This window comes from Microbacterium halimionae, assembly GCF_011761265.1.
GTDB classification, from domain to species: domain Bacteria; phylum Actinomycetota; class Actinomycetes; order Actinomycetales; family Microbacteriaceae; genus Microbacterium; species Microbacterium halimionae.
In genome coordinates, this window is sequence record NZ_JAAOZB010000001.1 from 1,560,859 (window position 1) to 1,576,627 (window position 15,769).

Annotated in this window: 16 protein-coding genes; 14 read left to right on the forward strand and 2 right to left on the reverse strand. The window is 60.2% G+C overall.

The genetic code is table 11. The features are described from left to right. The first annotated feature begins 76 nt into the window (after nt 1–76). The 12 genes from atpB (at nt 77) to FHS06_RS07210 (ending at nt 12,353) form a co-directional block, all read left to right on the forward strand. Nucleotides 77–889 (forward strand): F0F1 ATP synthase subunit A, encoded by an 813-nt coding sequence (gene atpB, locus FHS06_RS07155; protein ID WP_167047321.1) that lies wholly within the window; start codon nt 77–79, stop codon nt 887–889. Nucleotides 890–933: 44 nt separating this feature from the next. Further along, nucleotides 934–1,170 (forward strand): ATP synthase F0 subunit C, encoded by a 237-nt coding sequence (gene atpE / locus FHS06_RS07160; RefSeq protein WP_165138922.1) that lies wholly within the window; start codon nt 934–936, stop codon nt 1,168–1,170. Nucleotides 1,171–1,200: 30 nt separating this feature from the next. Then, on the forward strand, nt 1,201–1,767 hold the full coding sequence (locus FHS06_RS07165; protein ID WP_167047324.1) for a F0F1 ATP synthase subunit B: 567 nt from the start codon (nt 1,201–1,203) through the stop codon (nt 1,765–1,767). Then, on the forward strand, nt 1,767–2,558 hold the full coding sequence (locus FHS06_RS07170) for a F0F1 ATP synthase subunit delta (protein WP_167047326.1): 792 nt from the start codon (nt 1,767–1,769) through the stop codon (nt 2,556–2,558). The genes FHS06_RS07165 and FHS06_RS07170 overlap by 1 nt, the downstream gene beginning before the upstream one ends. A gap of 65 nt (nt 2,559–2,623) precedes the next feature. Then, the gene (gene atpA / locus FHS06_RS07175) at nt 2,624–4,264 is read left to right on the forward strand and encodes a F0F1 ATP synthase subunit alpha (protein ID WP_167047329.1); all 1,641 of its coding nucleotides are present in this window, start codon (nt 2,624–2,626) and stop codon (nt 4,262–4,264) included. 19 nt (nt 4,265–4,283) lie between these two features. Next, entirely contained in the window at nt 4,284–5,183 is a 900-nt protein-coding gene (locus FHS06_RS07180) for a F0F1 ATP synthase subunit gamma (protein ID WP_167047332.1), read from the forward strand. Between the two features lie 19 nt (nt 5,184–5,202). Continuing rightward, entirely contained in the window at nt 5,203–6,657 is a 1,455-nt protein-coding gene (atpD, locus tag FHS06_RS07185; protein ID WP_182486501.1) for a F0F1 ATP synthase subunit beta, read from the forward strand. A gap of 1 nt (nt 6,658) precedes the next feature. Continuing rightward, nucleotides 6,659–6,919, forward strand: coding sequence for a F0F1 ATP synthase subunit epsilon (locus FHS06_RS07190; protein ID WP_167048087.1), 261 nt, complete (start codon nt 6,659–6,661; stop codon nt 6,917–6,919). Nucleotides 6,920–6,974: 55 nt separating this feature from the next. After that, nucleotides 6,975–7,724, forward strand: coding sequence for a YaaA family protein (locus FHS06_RS07195; RefSeq protein ID WP_167047337.1), 750 nt, complete (start codon nt 6,975–6,977; stop codon nt 7,722–7,724). 113 nt (nt 7,725–7,837) lie between these two features. Beyond that, nucleotides 7,838–8,434, forward strand: coding sequence for a large exoprotein (locus tag FHS06_RS07200; protein WP_167047340.1), 597 nt, complete (start codon nt 7,838–7,840; stop codon nt 8,432–8,434). A 153-nt stretch (nt 8,435–8,587) separates the two neighbouring features. Continuing rightward, on the forward strand, nt 8,588–9,364 hold the full coding sequence (locus tag FHS06_RS07205) for a PP2C family protein-serine/threonine phosphatase (protein ID WP_167047343.1): 777 nt from the start codon (nt 8,588–8,590) through the stop codon (nt 9,362–9,364). A gap of 124 nt (nt 9,365–9,488) precedes the next feature. Continuing rightward, complete coding sequence (locus tag FHS06_RS07210; protein WP_167047346.1) at nt 9,489–12,353, forward strand: FtsK/SpoIIIE domain-containing protein; 2,865 nt, start codon at nt 9,489–9,491, stop codon at nt 12,351–12,353. On the opposite strand, the gene FHS06_RS07215 is transcribed toward FHS06_RS07210, so the two are convergent. Then, entirely contained in the window at nt 12,350–13,339 is a 990-nt protein-coding gene (locus FHS06_RS07215) for an asparaginase (RefSeq protein WP_167047350.1), read from the reverse strand. The genes FHS06_RS07210 and FHS06_RS07215 overlap by 4 nt on opposite strands. A gap of 54 nt (nt 13,340–13,393) precedes the next feature. Here FHS06_RS07215 and FHS06_RS07220 point away from each other — a divergent pair, with 54 nt between their 5' ends. After that, entirely contained in the window at nt 13,394–13,882 is a 489-nt protein-coding gene (locus FHS06_RS07220) for an OsmC family protein (RefSeq protein ID WP_167047353.1), read from the forward strand. 3 nt (nt 13,883–13,885) lie between these two features. On the opposite strand, the gene FHS06_RS07225 is transcribed toward FHS06_RS07220, so the two are convergent. After that, a complete protein-coding gene (locus FHS06_RS07225; protein WP_310734850.1) occupies nt 13,886–14,602 on the reverse strand; it encodes a lysophospholipid acyltransferase family protein in 717 nt (238 codons plus the stop codon). A 207-nt stretch (nt 14,603–14,809) separates the two neighbouring features. Between FHS06_RS07225 and FHS06_RS07230 the strand changes: the two genes are divergently transcribed. Further along, nucleotides 14,810–15,760 carry an FKBP-type peptidyl-prolyl cis-trans isomerase gene (locus FHS06_RS07230; protein ID WP_167047359.1) on the forward strand — a complete coding sequence of 317 codons (951 nt, stop codon included), beginning with the start codon at nt 14,810–14,812 and terminating at the stop codon, nt 15,758–15,760. Nucleotides 15,761–15,769 lie beyond the last annotated feature (9 nt).

The following is a 15,769-nucleotide window of genomic DNA, read 5'->3' on the forward strand; positions in this document are numbered from 1 at the left end:
ATTACCTTCTGGTGCGGATTTCCGCTCATCGACCATCGTCGCAACGGTCCCCACCGATGCCCCGAAGCTGGAGCCAGTGCTGTTTACTCAAGCTGCGACACTGATCGCTAACGCATCGTCCTCTGACGAGTTTCACGCGCCCACAATCTGGGAGTTCTTCCCCGACGCGGTGTTCTTCGAGGGCACTGATTTCGCGATCACGCGTATCAACCTCATTCAGATGCTCGCCACTGCGGTGCTCGTTGTTCTCTTCATCATGGGAACACGACGCATGCGCATCGTTCCGGGTCGTTTCCAGAGCATTATCGAGATGGGGCTCGACTTCGTTCGAGTCAACATCGCCGAAGATTTGCTCGGCAAGAAAGACGGCAAGCGGTTCCTGCCGATCTTGACGACCCTCTTCTTCATGATCTTGTTCATGAACTTGACGGGGATTATCCCCGGGCTCAACATCGCAGGAACGAGCGTCATCGCGGTGCCGCTGCTGTTGGCTGCTGTCGCTTACATCACCTTCATATATGCGGGCGTGAAAAAGAATCCCGGTAACTTCTTCCGGAATTCGCTTATGCCGTCGGGTGTGCCGTGGCCGCTCTACATCATCATCATTCCGCTCGAGTTCCTGTCGACGTTCATCATTCGTCCGGTGACACTTACGTTGCGACTGCTGATGAACATGATCGTTGGGCACCTCATGCTGGTGCTCTTCTTCTCGGCTACACAGTTCTTCATCTTCACCCTTGGTGGCTTCTGGTCGCTTCTGGGAGCGGGAACCCTCGCTTTTGGTCTTGTCTTTACCCTCTTCGAAATCCTGGTCGCAGTTCTCCAGGCTTACGTTTTCACGATCCTCACCGCGGTTTACATTCAGCTCGCGGTCGCGGAAGAGCACTGAGCGGGCCGGCTCTCGCCTGCCCACCCAACGAAAGGAAATAACCCGTGGACGCAACTACGGTTCTCGCACAGGTCACCGGTTCGATCGCGACTGTCGGTTACGGTCTCGCCGCAATCGGCCCCGCAATCGGCGTCGGCATTGTTGTCGGTAAGACGATTGAGGGCGTTGCTCGTCAGCCCGAGCTCGCCGGCCGCCTTCAGGTTCTGATGTTCATCGGTATCGCATTCACCGAGGCGCTCGCGTTCATCGGTATTGCTACCGGCTTCATCTTCGGCGCCTGATCCCTCCACCTACACAAGTAAGGAGACAGGATGCTATCCGCTCTTGTCACCCACGCTGCCGAAGAGACTGAGGCGGCTCCAAACCCGCTGTTGCCTGCGACGTATGACATCGTGTGGTCGGCAGTGTGCTTTGTCGTCATCCTTTTCGTCTTCTGGCGCGTTGTTCTGCCCAAGATGCAGGCGATGCTCGATCAGCGCGCAACCGCCATCGAAGGCAACATCGCGAAGGCTGATGAGGCTCAGCGTCAGGCGGAGGCTGCTCTTGAGGAGTACACCGCTCAGCTCGCAGAGGCTCGCAAAGAAGCTGGAGAGATCCGGGAAGCAGCTCGCGACGACGGCAAGAAGATTGTCGCTGAAGCGAAAGAGACGGCAACCACTGAGGCTGCTCGCGTCACAGCTGCTGCGCAGTCGCAGATCGAAGCTGAGCGTCAGACTGCTCTCGTTTCGCTGCGATCTGAAGTGGGCACCCTTGCTCTCGACCTTGCTGGTGGCGTAATCGGAGAGACACTCTCTGACGACGCGAAGGCACAGGCCGTTGTCGACCGGTTCCTCGCGGAGCTTGAAGAATCAGACGCAGTAGAAAAGGCGTCGAAGTAATGGGTAGCGCGACCACGCACGCACTCGCGGCGACGTCGGCGGCACTCGATGCTGCATCCGGTGTCGACCTCGACGTTGCTACGCAGCTGTTTACCGCGGCGCGCACTCTTGCTGACTCCGTTCAACTGCGAAGTGCTCTGGCTGATGGCGCTGCGGCGCCATCAGCGCGGACCGCGGTTATCAACGCTGTCTTCGCGAAAGAATTTGCGCCGAGTGCTGTCTCGTTGCTGAACGCAGCGGTCGAGCAGCGTTGGTCTTCGGACGCCGACCTTGTGGCTGGCATCGAAGAACTTGCAGTACGTGCTGCCGTTGTCGCCGATCCGTCGACCGACGTGGAAGGCGAGCTGTTCTGGTTTTCACGGATAGTCGCAGACAACCCGGAACTTGAGCTTGCCTTGGGCAGCCGATTGGGTGACGCCTCTGCGAAGGGAACCCTCGTCGAGTCGCTCGTTGACGGCAAAGTGAGCGCCGCAACCAGCCTGATCATTTCGTCGATCGTGCGCCAGCCTGGTGAACGTCGCGTCCGCGCGATCTTGACCCAGGCGCTCGACATCGCTGCACGCCAGCGTGGTCGAACGGTTGCAACTGTTACGACGGCTCACGACCTCGGTGCGAGCCAGATCGATCGCTTGCGGTCGGCTCTCAGTGCTCGCTACAGAACCGATGTTTCTATCAACGTCGTCATTGACGCAGCTGTTGTCGGGGGACTCCGAGTCGCCATTGGCGATGAGCTCATCGATGCGAGCGTTTCCACCCGATTGGCAGATCTTCGCCAGCGTCTCGCTGGCTGATCAAAGACTTCCCGCTGCACTGCGGAGACTTCGGGGCCGAGGCCCCACAAACACGAAGGAAGACAATGGCAGAAATCTCCATCAGCCCCGACGTCATTCGTGACGCGCTGAAAGACTTCGTCGCCGCGTACGAGCCCACCGGCTCTGCTGCCGCTGAGGTCGGCACGGTCGTCGACGCCGCGGACGGCATCGCTCACGTCGAGGGTTTGCCGGGCGTCATGGCCAACGAGCTCGTCAAGTTTGCTGACGGCACGCTCGGCCTCGCTCTCAGCCTCGATGAGCACGTCATCGGTGTCGTCGTTCTCGGCGAGTTTGCTGGCGTTGAAGCCGGCCAGCAGGTCACCCGTACCGGTGAGGTGCTTTCGGTTCCTGTCGGTGATGGCTACCTCGGTCGCGTCGTTGATACTCTCGGTGCCCCCATCGACGGACTCGGTGAGATCGCAACGACCGGCCGTCGCGCCCTTGAGTTGCAGGCGCCCGGCGTCATGCAGCGCAAGAGTGTGCACGAGCCGCTTCAGACCGGCATCAAGGCAATCGACGCCATGATTCCTGTCGGTCGTGGTCAGCGCCAGCTCATCATTGGTGACCGCCAGACGGGTAAAACCGCGATCGCGATCGACACGATCATCAACCAGAAGGCCAACTGGGAGTCGGGCGACACCAACAAGCAGGTGCGCTGCATCTACGTGGCAATCGGCCAGAAGGGCTCCACGATCGCTTCGGTCAAGGGCGCTCTCGAAGATGCCGGTGCAATGGAGTACACGACGATCGTTGCGGCTCCCGCATCTGACCCCGCCGGCTTCAAGTACTTGGCGCCGTACACCGGTTCTGCTATTGGTCAACACTGGATGTATGAGGGCAAGCACGTCCTCATCATTTTTGATGACCTGTCGAAGCAGGCTGAGGCCTACCGTGCCGTATCGCTGCTTCTGCGTCGTCCGCCGGGCCGCGAGGCATACCCTGGTGACGTTTTCTACCTGCACTCGCGTCTGCTGGAGCGTTGCGCAAAGCTCTCTGACGAACTCGGTGCTGGCTCGATGACCGGCCTGCCGATCATCGAGACTAAGGCGAACGACGTCTCGGCATACATCCCGACCAACGTGATCTCGATCACTGACGGACAGATCTTCTTGCAGTCGGATCTCTTCAACTCTAACCAGCGTCCCGCTGTCGACGTTGGTATCTCCGTGTCGCGTGTTGGTGGTGACGCTCAGGTGAAATCGATCAAGAAGGTGTCGGGAACGCTGAAGCTCGAACTCGCTCAGTACCGCTCACTCCAGGCCTTCGCGATGTTTGCGTCGGACCTTGACGCCGCGTCGCGTCGTCAGCTCTCTCGCGGTGAGCGCCTGACTGAGCTGCTGAAGCAGCCTCAGTACTCGCCGTACCCCGTCGAAGAGCAGGTTGTTTCGATCTGGGCCGGAACGAAAGGCAAACTCGACTCGATCGAAGTCGAAGATGTCTTGCGTTTTGAGCGCGATCTACTCGATTACATGCGTCGCAACACTTCAATCCTCGACACGCTGCGGGAGACCAACGCGCTGAGCGATGAGATTGTTGCCGAGATGGAAAAGGTCACTGACGACTTCATCCTCGAATTCCAGGGCGGCAAAGGCCAGGCCATTGACGCCCCCGGACGCGAGGAGGTGGCGGCGGCAGCTGAAACCGACGTCAACCAGGAGAAGATCGTCAAGGGCCGTCGCGGCTAGATAACAGAGACGACGACTAATGGGCGCACAACTCAGGGTCTACAAGCAGAAGATTTCTTCTGCCCAGACGACCAAGAAGATTACGAAGGCGATGGAGCTCATCGCGGCTTCGCGCATTCAGAAGGCGATGGCGCGTGTACGCGCGTCCTCTCCGTTCGCGCGCGCCGTGACACGGGCTGTGTCGGCAGTTTCGACCCACTCGAACGTTGATCACCCTCTTACCCGTGAGCCAGAGGTGATTCGTCGCTCTGCGGTGGTCATCTTCTCGTCCGACCGCGGCCTCGCCGGCGCGTTCAACTCGCAGATTCTGCGAGACGGATTGGAAGTAGGAGAGCTTCTTCGCTCGCAGGGTAAAGAGCCAGTGTTCTACCTCGTCGGGCGGAAGGCTGTCGGTTACTTCCAATTCCGGAAGATGGTGAGCGCGGCGCAGTGGATCGGTGACACCGATACACCGCACTTCGGCACGGCAGAAGAAATCGCGACAACTCTCCTCGACGCATTCACGCGTGGTGGCGAGAGCGAGGGCGTCGACGAGATTCACCTCGTTTACAACCGCTTCGTCAGCATGATGGTACAAAAGCCCGAGCGTGTGCGCTTGTTGCCGCTCGAGGTTGTTGAGGCAAGCGACGATACCAACGACGGTCAGATTTATCCGCTCTACGAATTCGAGCCGGATGCTGAGACCGTTTTGGACGCACTGTTGCCGGTGTACATCCAGAGCCGGGTATTCAACGCTCTTTTGCAGTCGTCGGCCGCAAAGCACGCCGCGACGCAGAAGGCGATGAAGTCCGCAAGCGATAACGCCGACAAACTCATCACCGATTACACCCGCCTCCGCAATAACGCGCGCCAGGCGGAGATCACGCAGCAGATCGCCGAGATCGTCGGCGGCGCCGACGCCCTCTCGTCGGGCAAATGACATTCACACGAAAGAGAAGATGACAATGACTTCTACCGCTGAAGCGACGCAGACCGCGGTCGTCGGTCGCGTTGCGCGCGTCAACGGCCCCGTCGTGGACATCGAGTTCCCTCACGATGACATCCCCGACATTTACAACGCTCTCAAGACGACGATCACGATCGGCGAGGACGTCACCGAGATCACGCTCGAGGTTGCACAGCATCTCGGCGACGATCTTGTTCGCGCGATCGCACTGAAGCCGACGGATGGCATCGTTCGCGGACAGGAAGTTCGCGACACCGGTGGCCCCATCACGGTTCCCGTCGGTGACATCACTAAGGGACGAGTGTTCAACGTCACGGGTGACATCTTGAACGCTGAGCCCGGCGAGAAGATCGAGATCACCGAGCGCTGGGGAATCCACCGCAAGGCTCCGAACTTCGACCAGCTTGAGTCGAAGACGCAGATGTTTGAGACCGGCATCAAGGTCATTGACCTGCTCACGCCGTATGTTCTCGGTGGAAAGATCGGCCTCTTCGGTGGTGCAGGTGTCGGTAAGACCGTGCTGATCCAGGAAATGATCCAGCGCGTTGCTCAGGATCACGGTGGTGTTTCGGTGTTCGCTGGTGTGGGGGAGCGTACCCGTGAGGGTAACGACCTCATCGCCGAGATGGACGAAGCTGGCGTGTTCGACAAGACCGCGCTTGTGTTCGGCCAGATGGACGAGCCGCCGGGAACGCGTCTTCGCGTCGCGCTGTCGGCTCTGACGATGGCGGAGTACTTCCGTGACGTGCAGAAGCAGGACGTGCTGTTGTTCATCGACAACATCTTCCGCTTCACGCAGGCCGGTTCCGAGGTGTCGACTCTGCTGGGGCGTATGCCTTCGGCCGTGGGATACCAGCCGAACCTCGCTGACGAGATGGGTGTGCTCCAGGAGCGCATCACGTCGACACGTGGACACTCCATCACGTCTCTCCAGGCTATTTATGTGCCCGCAGATGACTACACCGACCCGGCTCCGGCAACGACGTTCGCTCACCTCGACGCGACAACCGAGCTTTCGCGTGAGATCGCGTCGAAGGGTCTTTATCCGGCTGTTGACCCGCTGACGTCAACGAGCCGTATTCTTGACCCTCGCTACATCGGTGACGACCACTACCGTGTGGCAACCGCGGTCAAGCAGATCCTTCAGAAGAACAAGGAACTGCAGGAAATCATCGCGATCCTTGGTGTTGACGAGCTTTCTGAAGAAGACAAGATCGTCGTTTCACGCGCGCGCCGCATTCAGCAGTTCCTCTCACAGAACACCTACATGGCGAAGAAATTCACCGGTGTCGAGGGTTCGACTGTGCCGATCAAGGAAACAATCGAATCGTTCGACGCAATCGTCAAGGGTGATTTCGACCACGTAGCCGAGCAGGCGTTCTTCAACGTCGGTGGTATCGCCGACGTTGAGGCCAACTGGGCACGTATTCAGAAGGAGAATGGCTAACATGCCGCTGCACGTGAGCCTCGTTTCGGCTGATGCCGAGGTTTGGACCGGTGACGCATCACTCGTCGTCGCGAAGACCGTTGAGGGCGAGATCGGTCTCATGGCCGATCACGAGCCCATCTTGGCAATTCTTGCGGAGGGCCAGGTGCGCATCACGACCCTTGAGGGTGAAAAAGTTCTGGCGAGTGCGCAGGACGGTTTCCTCTCGATGGAGGGCAACGTGTTGACGATCGTAGCGGGGAACGCGGCGCTCGTCTCCTGACCAGCAGTTACAGCGCGCGCCGCCCACTTCTGGGTGGCGCGCGTTGTTTTTCCTCATGATTATTCTTCCCCCCTCTGAAACCAAACGCCCCGGCGGGGTTGCCGAACCGCTCACCCTGGATTCACTCGCGTTTGCAGAGCTCACTCGAGCGCGCCGAGACGTGCTCGCCGCGCTCGTCACGCTCTCCGCACACCCAGAGGATGCTGCACGGATACTCAAGCTCAGCGACCGGCAGCGAGGCGAGATTAGTGTCAACGCTGAGATCTACGCGTCACCCACGATGCCGGCGATCGATCGCTACACAGGCGTGCTCTACGACGTGCTTGCTGCGCACGATCTTGATGAGAATGCTCGCGGCTGGTTGGGCGATAACGTCGTTATTCACACGGCCCCCTTGGGCTTGGTGGGGGCGCTCGACCCGATCCCGGCGTATCGTTTGGGCGCCTCAGCGTCGCTGCCGGGGCTGCCCTCGCTGCGTAAGACGTGGGCTAGCGCTGTATCGGGCGCTCTCGTTGCGGCCGAGCCTGAATTCATTCTTGATTTGCGATCACAGGCGTACGTCTCGCTGGGGCCAGCCCCGCTGTCCGTCTCGAGCGCCTATGTTCGAGTTGTCGCGACAGCGGAAGATGGCGCCGTGAGAGCGCTAAATCACTTCAATAAGCACTCCAAAGGCGCGTTCGTTCGTGCCCTCGCCGTGGCACAGCCGGCGTTGCTTTCGCTCGATTCGCTCGCCGGGTGGGCGGCATCGGTGGGATTTGACCTACGCGACAACGGCTCCGGATCCTGGGACCTCGTCGCTGTTTAGCCGCGCCGTGGGTGGCTTCCTGTGAGAACCCTTAGAGATTGGCTAGACTGAAGCAGTGGGTGTCACTTTGGTCCCGTAGCTGATCTTCAGCTCCCTCAATCAAGGAAGTAACTATGATCTTCAGTTCGAACTACGACTCGGATGTGAACGGGCTCGGCATCCTTGCTGTTCTTGTCTTTCTCATTCCTTTTCTGTTGATACTCGCGCTCGCGGGATATCTCATCAGCTCCTTTCTCTACATGCGCATTTTTGATAAAGCGGGTGTACAAGGCAAGTGGCGTGCGTGGGTCCCGGTCTACAACTACCTCATCTTGGCGAAGCTCGGCGATCTGTCGCCCTGGTGGTTCCTTGGTGCGCTGGTGGGGGCAGGGCTTTTGTCGGGCATCCCGATCGTCGGTGCACTGCTTTATCTCGTTCCACTCGTTCTCATCGTCATGTACTCGTGGCGCGTTGGACTGAAGCTCGGTAAAGAGTGGTACTACCTCTTGCTCTTCCTCATCCCCGGTATCGGTAGCCTTATTTGGCTCGCAATTATGGCGTTTACGTCATCGCGCTGGTCGACGGCTCTACCGCTCGCACCGTGGAGCAGCAGCTTCCTCGCGGACAACACCGTCTGGGACGGTGTTCCTCCGCAGCATGGCGGCGCTTCACCAATGCCGCCCGCTCCGGGTTCGTACACACCGCCCACGCCTCCCGCTCCGCAGTCTTAGGCTGCTAAGAAGGAAATGCGCCTCCGCTTCATGCGGAGGCGCATTTCTTGTTGCCGCGCGCCGAGCGAGAGTGGGTCGCTCACGTCTACTAAGATGTGAAAATGCCGTGACCACGGCGACGCAACGACCGCCAGCTGGCGGGGAGGACAGGGCGTGCCCGAAGTATCCACCCGAACCCACTCGGTGACTTTGCCGCAAGGCGAACTCACTCTGACGTGGGCAGCAGTCACAGACACCGGCCGCCGCCGCGAAATTAATCAAGACGCAGTGCTTGCCGACTTTCCTCTTTTCATCGTCGCTGATGGCATGGGCGGACACATCGGTGGCGAGATCGCCAGCGCCAGCACCATTACACGCCTGTCTGCGACTCTTGACGGCGCGAAAATGACGCCCCGTATTATTGAAAAGGCGCTCACTCGCGCTGTAAAAGACATTGCTTCGCATCCGGAAGCGACGGACGAAGGTACCGGAACGACAGTCACGGGTGTCTATCTCGATGTCACAACGCCCGAGCCGCACTGGGTGACGTTGAACATCGGAGATTCGCGCGTCTATCTTTCTCGTGACGATTCGCTCGTGCAGATCACCACCGATCATTCAGTCGTTCAGGAGCTCATCGCGGCAGGTCGACTGAGTCCAGAAGAAGCCGAGAACCATCCGTATGGCAATGTCATCACGCGTGCTGTGGGACCTACCGAGAGCGTAAAGCCAGATTACGTTCGGCTGGATCTCGTCGATGGTGACAGGTTTGTCATCTGCTCAGACGGTTTGACGAAAGAGCTCACCGACTTCGGAATTCAGCATTTCTTAGAAGAGCACAGCGACCCGGCCGCAGCAGTATCGGCGATGCTCGACGCGGCACTCGAAAATGGCGGACGGGACAACGTGACGATCATTGTTCTTGACGTTGTCTTTGTGGGCGCGAGCTGACCTGATCGGCCACAACGCTTAATTTCCGGAGCTCATATTCTCCACAGCGGCGAGCTCCTTACGTCTTGTCCCTGTTCGTGAGAAGTCCACACGACGCATGTTGTGATGGATGTCTACTGGCAAAATGCCACAAACTTCAGATCGTGCCCGCCACGTCGACTCGCGCTTGGCGTCGCACCAGCGGGGAGAATCCTTACGACTTCCCACCCCCGAGTTGCCACCGCGACGTCAAAGTCTGCCTATTTTTGCGGCCTTCGTGCCTGTCATCGGTGCAGTGGCGCTGTGGTTGTTCACCGGGTCGATTTTTGCACTCTGGTTCGCCGCACTCGGCCCGCTGATAGCGGTTGCCGCAGCGATAGACGCGCGTCGTGCGGCGCGCAAATCACGCCAACGATCGCTCAAGACACTGGCGACCGCTATTGCTGGCTTGGCGAGCATTGTCGATGAGCGCCATGCCTCGGAGCGACGTTCTCTCGAGGCGAGGCATCCTGACATCGTTGGGTTTATCGCGGACGATTCTGCAGTGTGGCGCGACCAGAGCACGGATGCCCCCGCGATTGTCGTTGGTCGCGGCACGACGCAGAGCGTGGTCTACATTTCTGGTGGCGAGGGGGGAGATGCCGAGCAGCTTCGCCAGCGTGCACAGCGTCTCATCGATGCGCCGATCACCGCTGCTGCTCACCGAGGCATTGCCGTCGTGGGGCCAACGCACCTTGCGGCGGCGGTGATTCGCGCGCTCATCGTGCAGCTTTGCCTCGCACTACCGCCAAGCCGACTGAGAGTGTCAGCGGCTAAACCCGAGGAATGGATGCGCGCGCTGCCGCACTGGGGCAGTGGCGCGAAGTACTCGCTCGGAGTATGCGAATCGGGTGTGCCGCTCGTCGATACGTGCGACATCATGCTTGCCCGTGTTGAGCCGGGCGCGCCGCTTCCGCCGGGCTGTGGGTGCGTGCTTAACCTGACAGGCCTCGTCAGCGCGCGCATGGATGATGCACGATTCGTCGAGGCGAACGACGAATCGCACTCAATGGCGGTCGAAGTTGAGATGCTCGCACCAGCTCAAGCGCTGCAGGTCGCTACCGAGCTCGGGACGCGCGCACGAGCATTTACGCCGGCCGCGGGCCCCGCTGATGTTGCTCTTCGCGACCTTCTCTCTGACGAGATCGCCACCACGCTTGCGCCACTTCGCGCTGTGATCGGACACGACGGGCACCAGGCAAGTTGGGTTGATCTGGTCGCTGACGGCCCACACGCGATCGTTGCGGGTGTGACCGGATCGGGGAAGAGCGAGCTGCTCATCACCTGGGTAGCTTCGCTCAGCGCACAGTTTGACACCACAGCTGTGAGCTTTTTACTGGTCGATTTCAAAGGTGGCACAGCGTTTGACAGCCTTCGCAGGCTGCCGCATGTCACGGGAGTCATCACCGATCTCGATGGCACGGGTGCTCGACGTGCTCTGGTGAGCCTTCGCGCAGAAATTCGGTGGCGAGAACGTGCCTTGGCGAACGTCGGGGCGCGCGATATCAGCGATGAACGAGCTGCTTTTCCGCGACTCGTTATCGTCGTAGACGAATTCGCCGCTTTGGTCGCGGCACACCCCGAACTCCATGAGATATTCATTGACGTCGCCGCGCGCGGACGTGCCCTAGGCATGCATCTCGTACTCGGGACGCAGCGCGTCGCCGGTGTTATCCGCGACTCGCTCCTGGCTAACTGCCCGCTTCGGATGAGCTTGAGAGTCACCGACCCGGCTGACAGCAAGTCGGTCGTTGGTACCGATCATGCGTTCAAACTGGCTGGAACGCCGGAATCACGCGGATTTGCAATGATCAAACGCGCTGCGGATGCGCAGCCGTCGTCAGCGCGCATCGCCCTGACGACAACGGACGACATCACGCGTATCGCTGCGGGGACGATGGGCCCGTCGCCTCGACGACCTTGGTTGCCCGCGCTTCCAGCGCACACGAACGTGTCATCGTTGCAAGTGCCGATCGTCGTGGAAGGCGAAATCGTCTTGGGGCTCGCTGACGAGCCTGATCAGCAGCAACAGAGCGTCGCGACTCTGAGACCGGGGGACCGGGGGCTACTGATCATGGGATGTGGCGGAAGCGGCAAGTCCTCGGTGCTCCAAGTCATCGCTCAGCAGGTCGGAAGCGAGCGCATCGTGAATGTGCCGCGAGAGGCAGAAGGCGCGTGGGATACGCTCGCGAAGCTTGTTGAGGAACCGCCCGAGAGCGGGATTGTTCTCGTGGACGACGTTGATGCTCTTCTTTCGCAGTTTCCCAGCGACTACGCGCTGGAAGCAGCGCACAACCTTGAGTATCTGCTGCGCGCGGCGGGGAGATACCGCGTCGTTGTAACGGCTCAGCGATTTACCGGATCGGTATCCCGATTGGCTGATTTGCTGCCGAGACGTGCGCTACTTGCGATGACATCGCGACAGGACTACATCGCAGCGGGTGGGGACTCCGGCACTTTTGCTGAACCTCGACCCTCAGGACGGGCGCGTTTGGACGGCATCCTTGTTCAATTTGCATGTCCGGATGTCACGCAGCAAGAGTCGTCTGCGACGGAGCCACAGTTGTGGTCGCCAACCGCGCCGATTACAGGTTTTGTCTTGCGGCCCGGCGCTTCCTCCCGGCGTCTTGCGAATACGTGGGCTCAGGCAGGATGCCGCGTGCTGAGCGTTGAAGAGGCAACGAATCTCACCTCGATGGCGGATATCGGAGAGCGACCCCTCGTCATCATCGGCGACGGCGAACAATGGCAACGATCATGGCGAATCCTCTCAACGGTGCGAGATGGTCACGACCTCGTTGTGGATTCAGCGTGCGCCGCTGAGCTACGAATATTGACCGGCATCCGTGAACTGCCTCCCTACTGCACACCCGGCGCTGACCGAGCGTGGCTTGTGAGCCAAGGTGAATCGCCGGTGCGAGTGCGCCTCCCGCGCGCCGAGTCAGCAAGCGTTTCGCGCACGACCAGCTAAACGACAGGCCGAATGATTCCTACGTCGTGGCTACCGCCCGAAATCGTGAGGGAAAGCTGCGACGTGACTGCGGCGACATCTGTTGCTGGCAGCGCTCCGGCCTGCTCGAGCAGCGCAAGCGCAACGACATGGCTTACTCGATTGCTGCCGTCGAGGGTTTTGGCAGCAACGGTGGCGCCATTGGGAGCTGTCATGATGATGACTCCTTCGGCGCCGTACTTGGAGAAAACACCGGCCCGTTCGATTGCGATCGTGTCGGGCTGTCCTGGGCCCTGGATCGCCCACGGGTTATCGCGTACCGCCTGAACGAGTGTGCCAGCATTCCGGTGGAGAGCGAACGGGGACGTTGTAGAAGACGTGCCTATGCGGTGGGCTGCCCGTGCGAGGCCGGTCAATGACACGGCGTACACCGGTGCGCCGCAACCATCGATAGCGGCATGCGCCATCTTTTCACCCGTAAGGCGCTCAGCGACTTCGCGAATCTGCACCTGAAGCGGATGCGACGGGTCAAGGTAGGTTGCGGTGTCCCAGCCGTTGACGCTGCAAGCCAACAGCATGGCAGCATGCTTGCCGGAACAGTTCATACGAATTCGGGCGGGCTCAGCGCGATCGCGGATCATCTCGGCTCGCGTCGCACTGTCTGTCGGCCAGGAGGGTGGACAGCCGAGCGCATCTTCGGTGAGGCGCGCTGTTTCAAGAATCTCGCGCACCACTTCGACATGTCGATTGGTACCAGAGTGGCTCGCCGTAGCTAGAGCGAGGCGCTCGGAATCGAGCCAAGCGCCCGCCGCGAGGCTCCCCAGCGCCTGAATCGGCTTAAAGCTCGATCGGGGCAAGATCAGTGCGCTGACGTCTCCGACTGTGCGAACGACCTGGCCGTCGGGCGAAAGGACGATCGCTGATCCAATGTGACGAGATTCAACGAAGCCGCTGCGCTCGACGACGGCGAGTTCAGCTGCATCTGCTGCGGAGATTGTGTGCGGCATCCGATAAGACTACCGACCGACCACGCCCGGATTGGAGCGTGGCACACTGATGTCATGCTCGGAGAACATCACTACACGCTGACAGCCACATGGACCGGCGACCGAGGAACTGGCACAACTGGATACCGCGAGTACGATCGCGATGTCACGCTCAGCGTGCAGGGAAAGAGCGATGTCTTTGCCTCTGCGGACGTACCGTTTCGCGGTGATGGTTCGCGATGGAACCCCGAAGACCTACTCATCGCCTCGCTCGTTGAATGCCATCTGTTGTCTTACCTCCACGCGTGCGTCGAAGTGGGTGTAGTCGTCACCGCCTACAGCGACGAGGCGACGGCAACAATGCGAGAGCACGGTAAAGCATCCGGAGCGTTCGTGGAGGTGCTGCTGCATCCGGTCGTCACAGTGTCAGACGAGAGCATGGTGGATGCCGCGCTCGCAGCGCATGCAACTGCACATGAGCGCTGCTTTATTGCGAACTCAGTCAACTTCCCGGTGCGTCACGAGCCGAAAATCGTTGTTTCCGGCGGGCGTAGCGAGGCGTGAAGCTCAGCGTCGTTCGTGCGGGAAAACCTGTTTGATTCGCTCGATCGGGTTATGCGCCGGCACCTCGTTATAGGTGCCGGCAAGTTCTTGACCGGAGAGCTCGTGGATCGCTGCCATGATTTCGTCCGTTGCCAGCCGTCGCGCTTTTCCTGACGTTGCCGGGCCATGGTGGCTGAGGTCAAGAGGCTCGCCGAACCGCACGGAAATACGTGGTCGCAGTCTCGGGAATTTTGCTCCGACCGGCATCGCTTCATTCGTGCCAGCGAGTCCGACGGGTACAACGGGCGCACCAGTTTGGAGCGCAAGGAAGGCGACGCCAGTTCGCCCCTTATAGAGTCGTCCGTCAAGCGAACGAGTGCCCTCGGGGTAGAGCGCAATGGCTTTGTCGGCGTTCAGCATCCGTTCTTGGGAATCGAGTGCATCGAGTGCTGCCTGGCCTGCGCCGCGCTCGACGGGACTTGCGCCGAGCGCTGTGAAAAACGCGCGGGAAATGCGGCCGCGAAGACCTGTTCCGTCGAAGTAACTCGATTTGGCGAGAAAATGCACCGGCCGCGGGGCCGACATCGGTATCGCGAACGAGTCGATGAACGATAGGTGGTTACTCGCGAAGATCACCGGGCCCTGGCGCGGGACATGGTGTCTGCCCTCGATTCGAGGTCGATAGATCACCCGGGCAAGCGGTGCAATGATGCGACGGCTAAGGAAATAGGCGAAGCCCACATTTTTGACCGGCGCCGGGTTCTCGGGGCGCGCGGAGGTTTCGGGCGTCTCGTCGGAGGTCACCAGACGAGGCTACTCCGATCTTCATGCTCCGCTTTGCATAGGCGAACCTCGTCCGACGACCGGTTTCGGCGCGGCATTCAGCTAGTGGATATGCAGATGGGGGATGATGGGCGTATCCCCGCCAGACACCGATTGAGGTTCTCCGTGCGCATTCGTTCGCTCGCCGCTTTGTCCATCACGGCTATTGCCGCTCTATCTCTCGCTGGTTGCACCGGTTCTAGCGAGCCTGACGCCAGTCCTAGCGCCGAGGTCTCAGACCTCTGCAGCGCCGCTGTCGCTTCAGGCGACGCGTCCAATGCTGTGTCGGTTTCCGGCGACTTCGGCTCGATGCCCGAAGACGTGACTTTTGAAACACCGCTTGATATCGCCGACCTTGAGTCGACTATTGTGACCGAAGGCACCGGCGAGGCTGTCTCGGCCGGGGACTTCGTCTCGTACGGAATCGCCGTGTACAACTCTGAGACGGGCGAGCTGGTTGACAGCGTCGGCTATGAGGAAGGCAGCTTCCTCCCACAGCAGGTCTCCCCTCAAGCCGCGTTCGGCCAGATCTTCGGCTGTGCCCCGATTGGCACGCGGGCAGTCGCGACTTTCCCCGCGACTGATTCAAGTGCTGCTGGCGTCTATGTGATCGACGCGCTTGAGATCGTTCCCACCGCAGCCTGGGGTGAAGAGCAGACACCAGCTGATGGCTTCCCGACTGTCGTTCTTGACGACGACGGTGCGCCCACGATTACGATTCCGGACACTGATGCTCCGACTGATGTCGAGCTCGACACTTTGAAGCTGGGTGATGGCCCGGTCGTCGAGTCTGGCGACACCGTCTTGGTGCAGTACACCGGTGTGCAGTGGTCGGACGGAACAGTCTTCGACTCCAGCTGGGAGAGCGGCACGCCGACAAGCTTCGTGACAACGCAGGTTGTGCCGGGCTTCCAGCAAGCGCTGGAAGGCCAAACCGTAGGATCGCAGGTCTTGGTCGTCATCCCGCCTGAGTTCGGCTACGGCGAAGCAAGCGAAGACAACACCAACGCGCTCGCTGGCGAGACACTCGTCTTCGTCGTCGACATTCTCGGTACCCAGCACGCGGTCACCGAGTAAGGAGTTTCG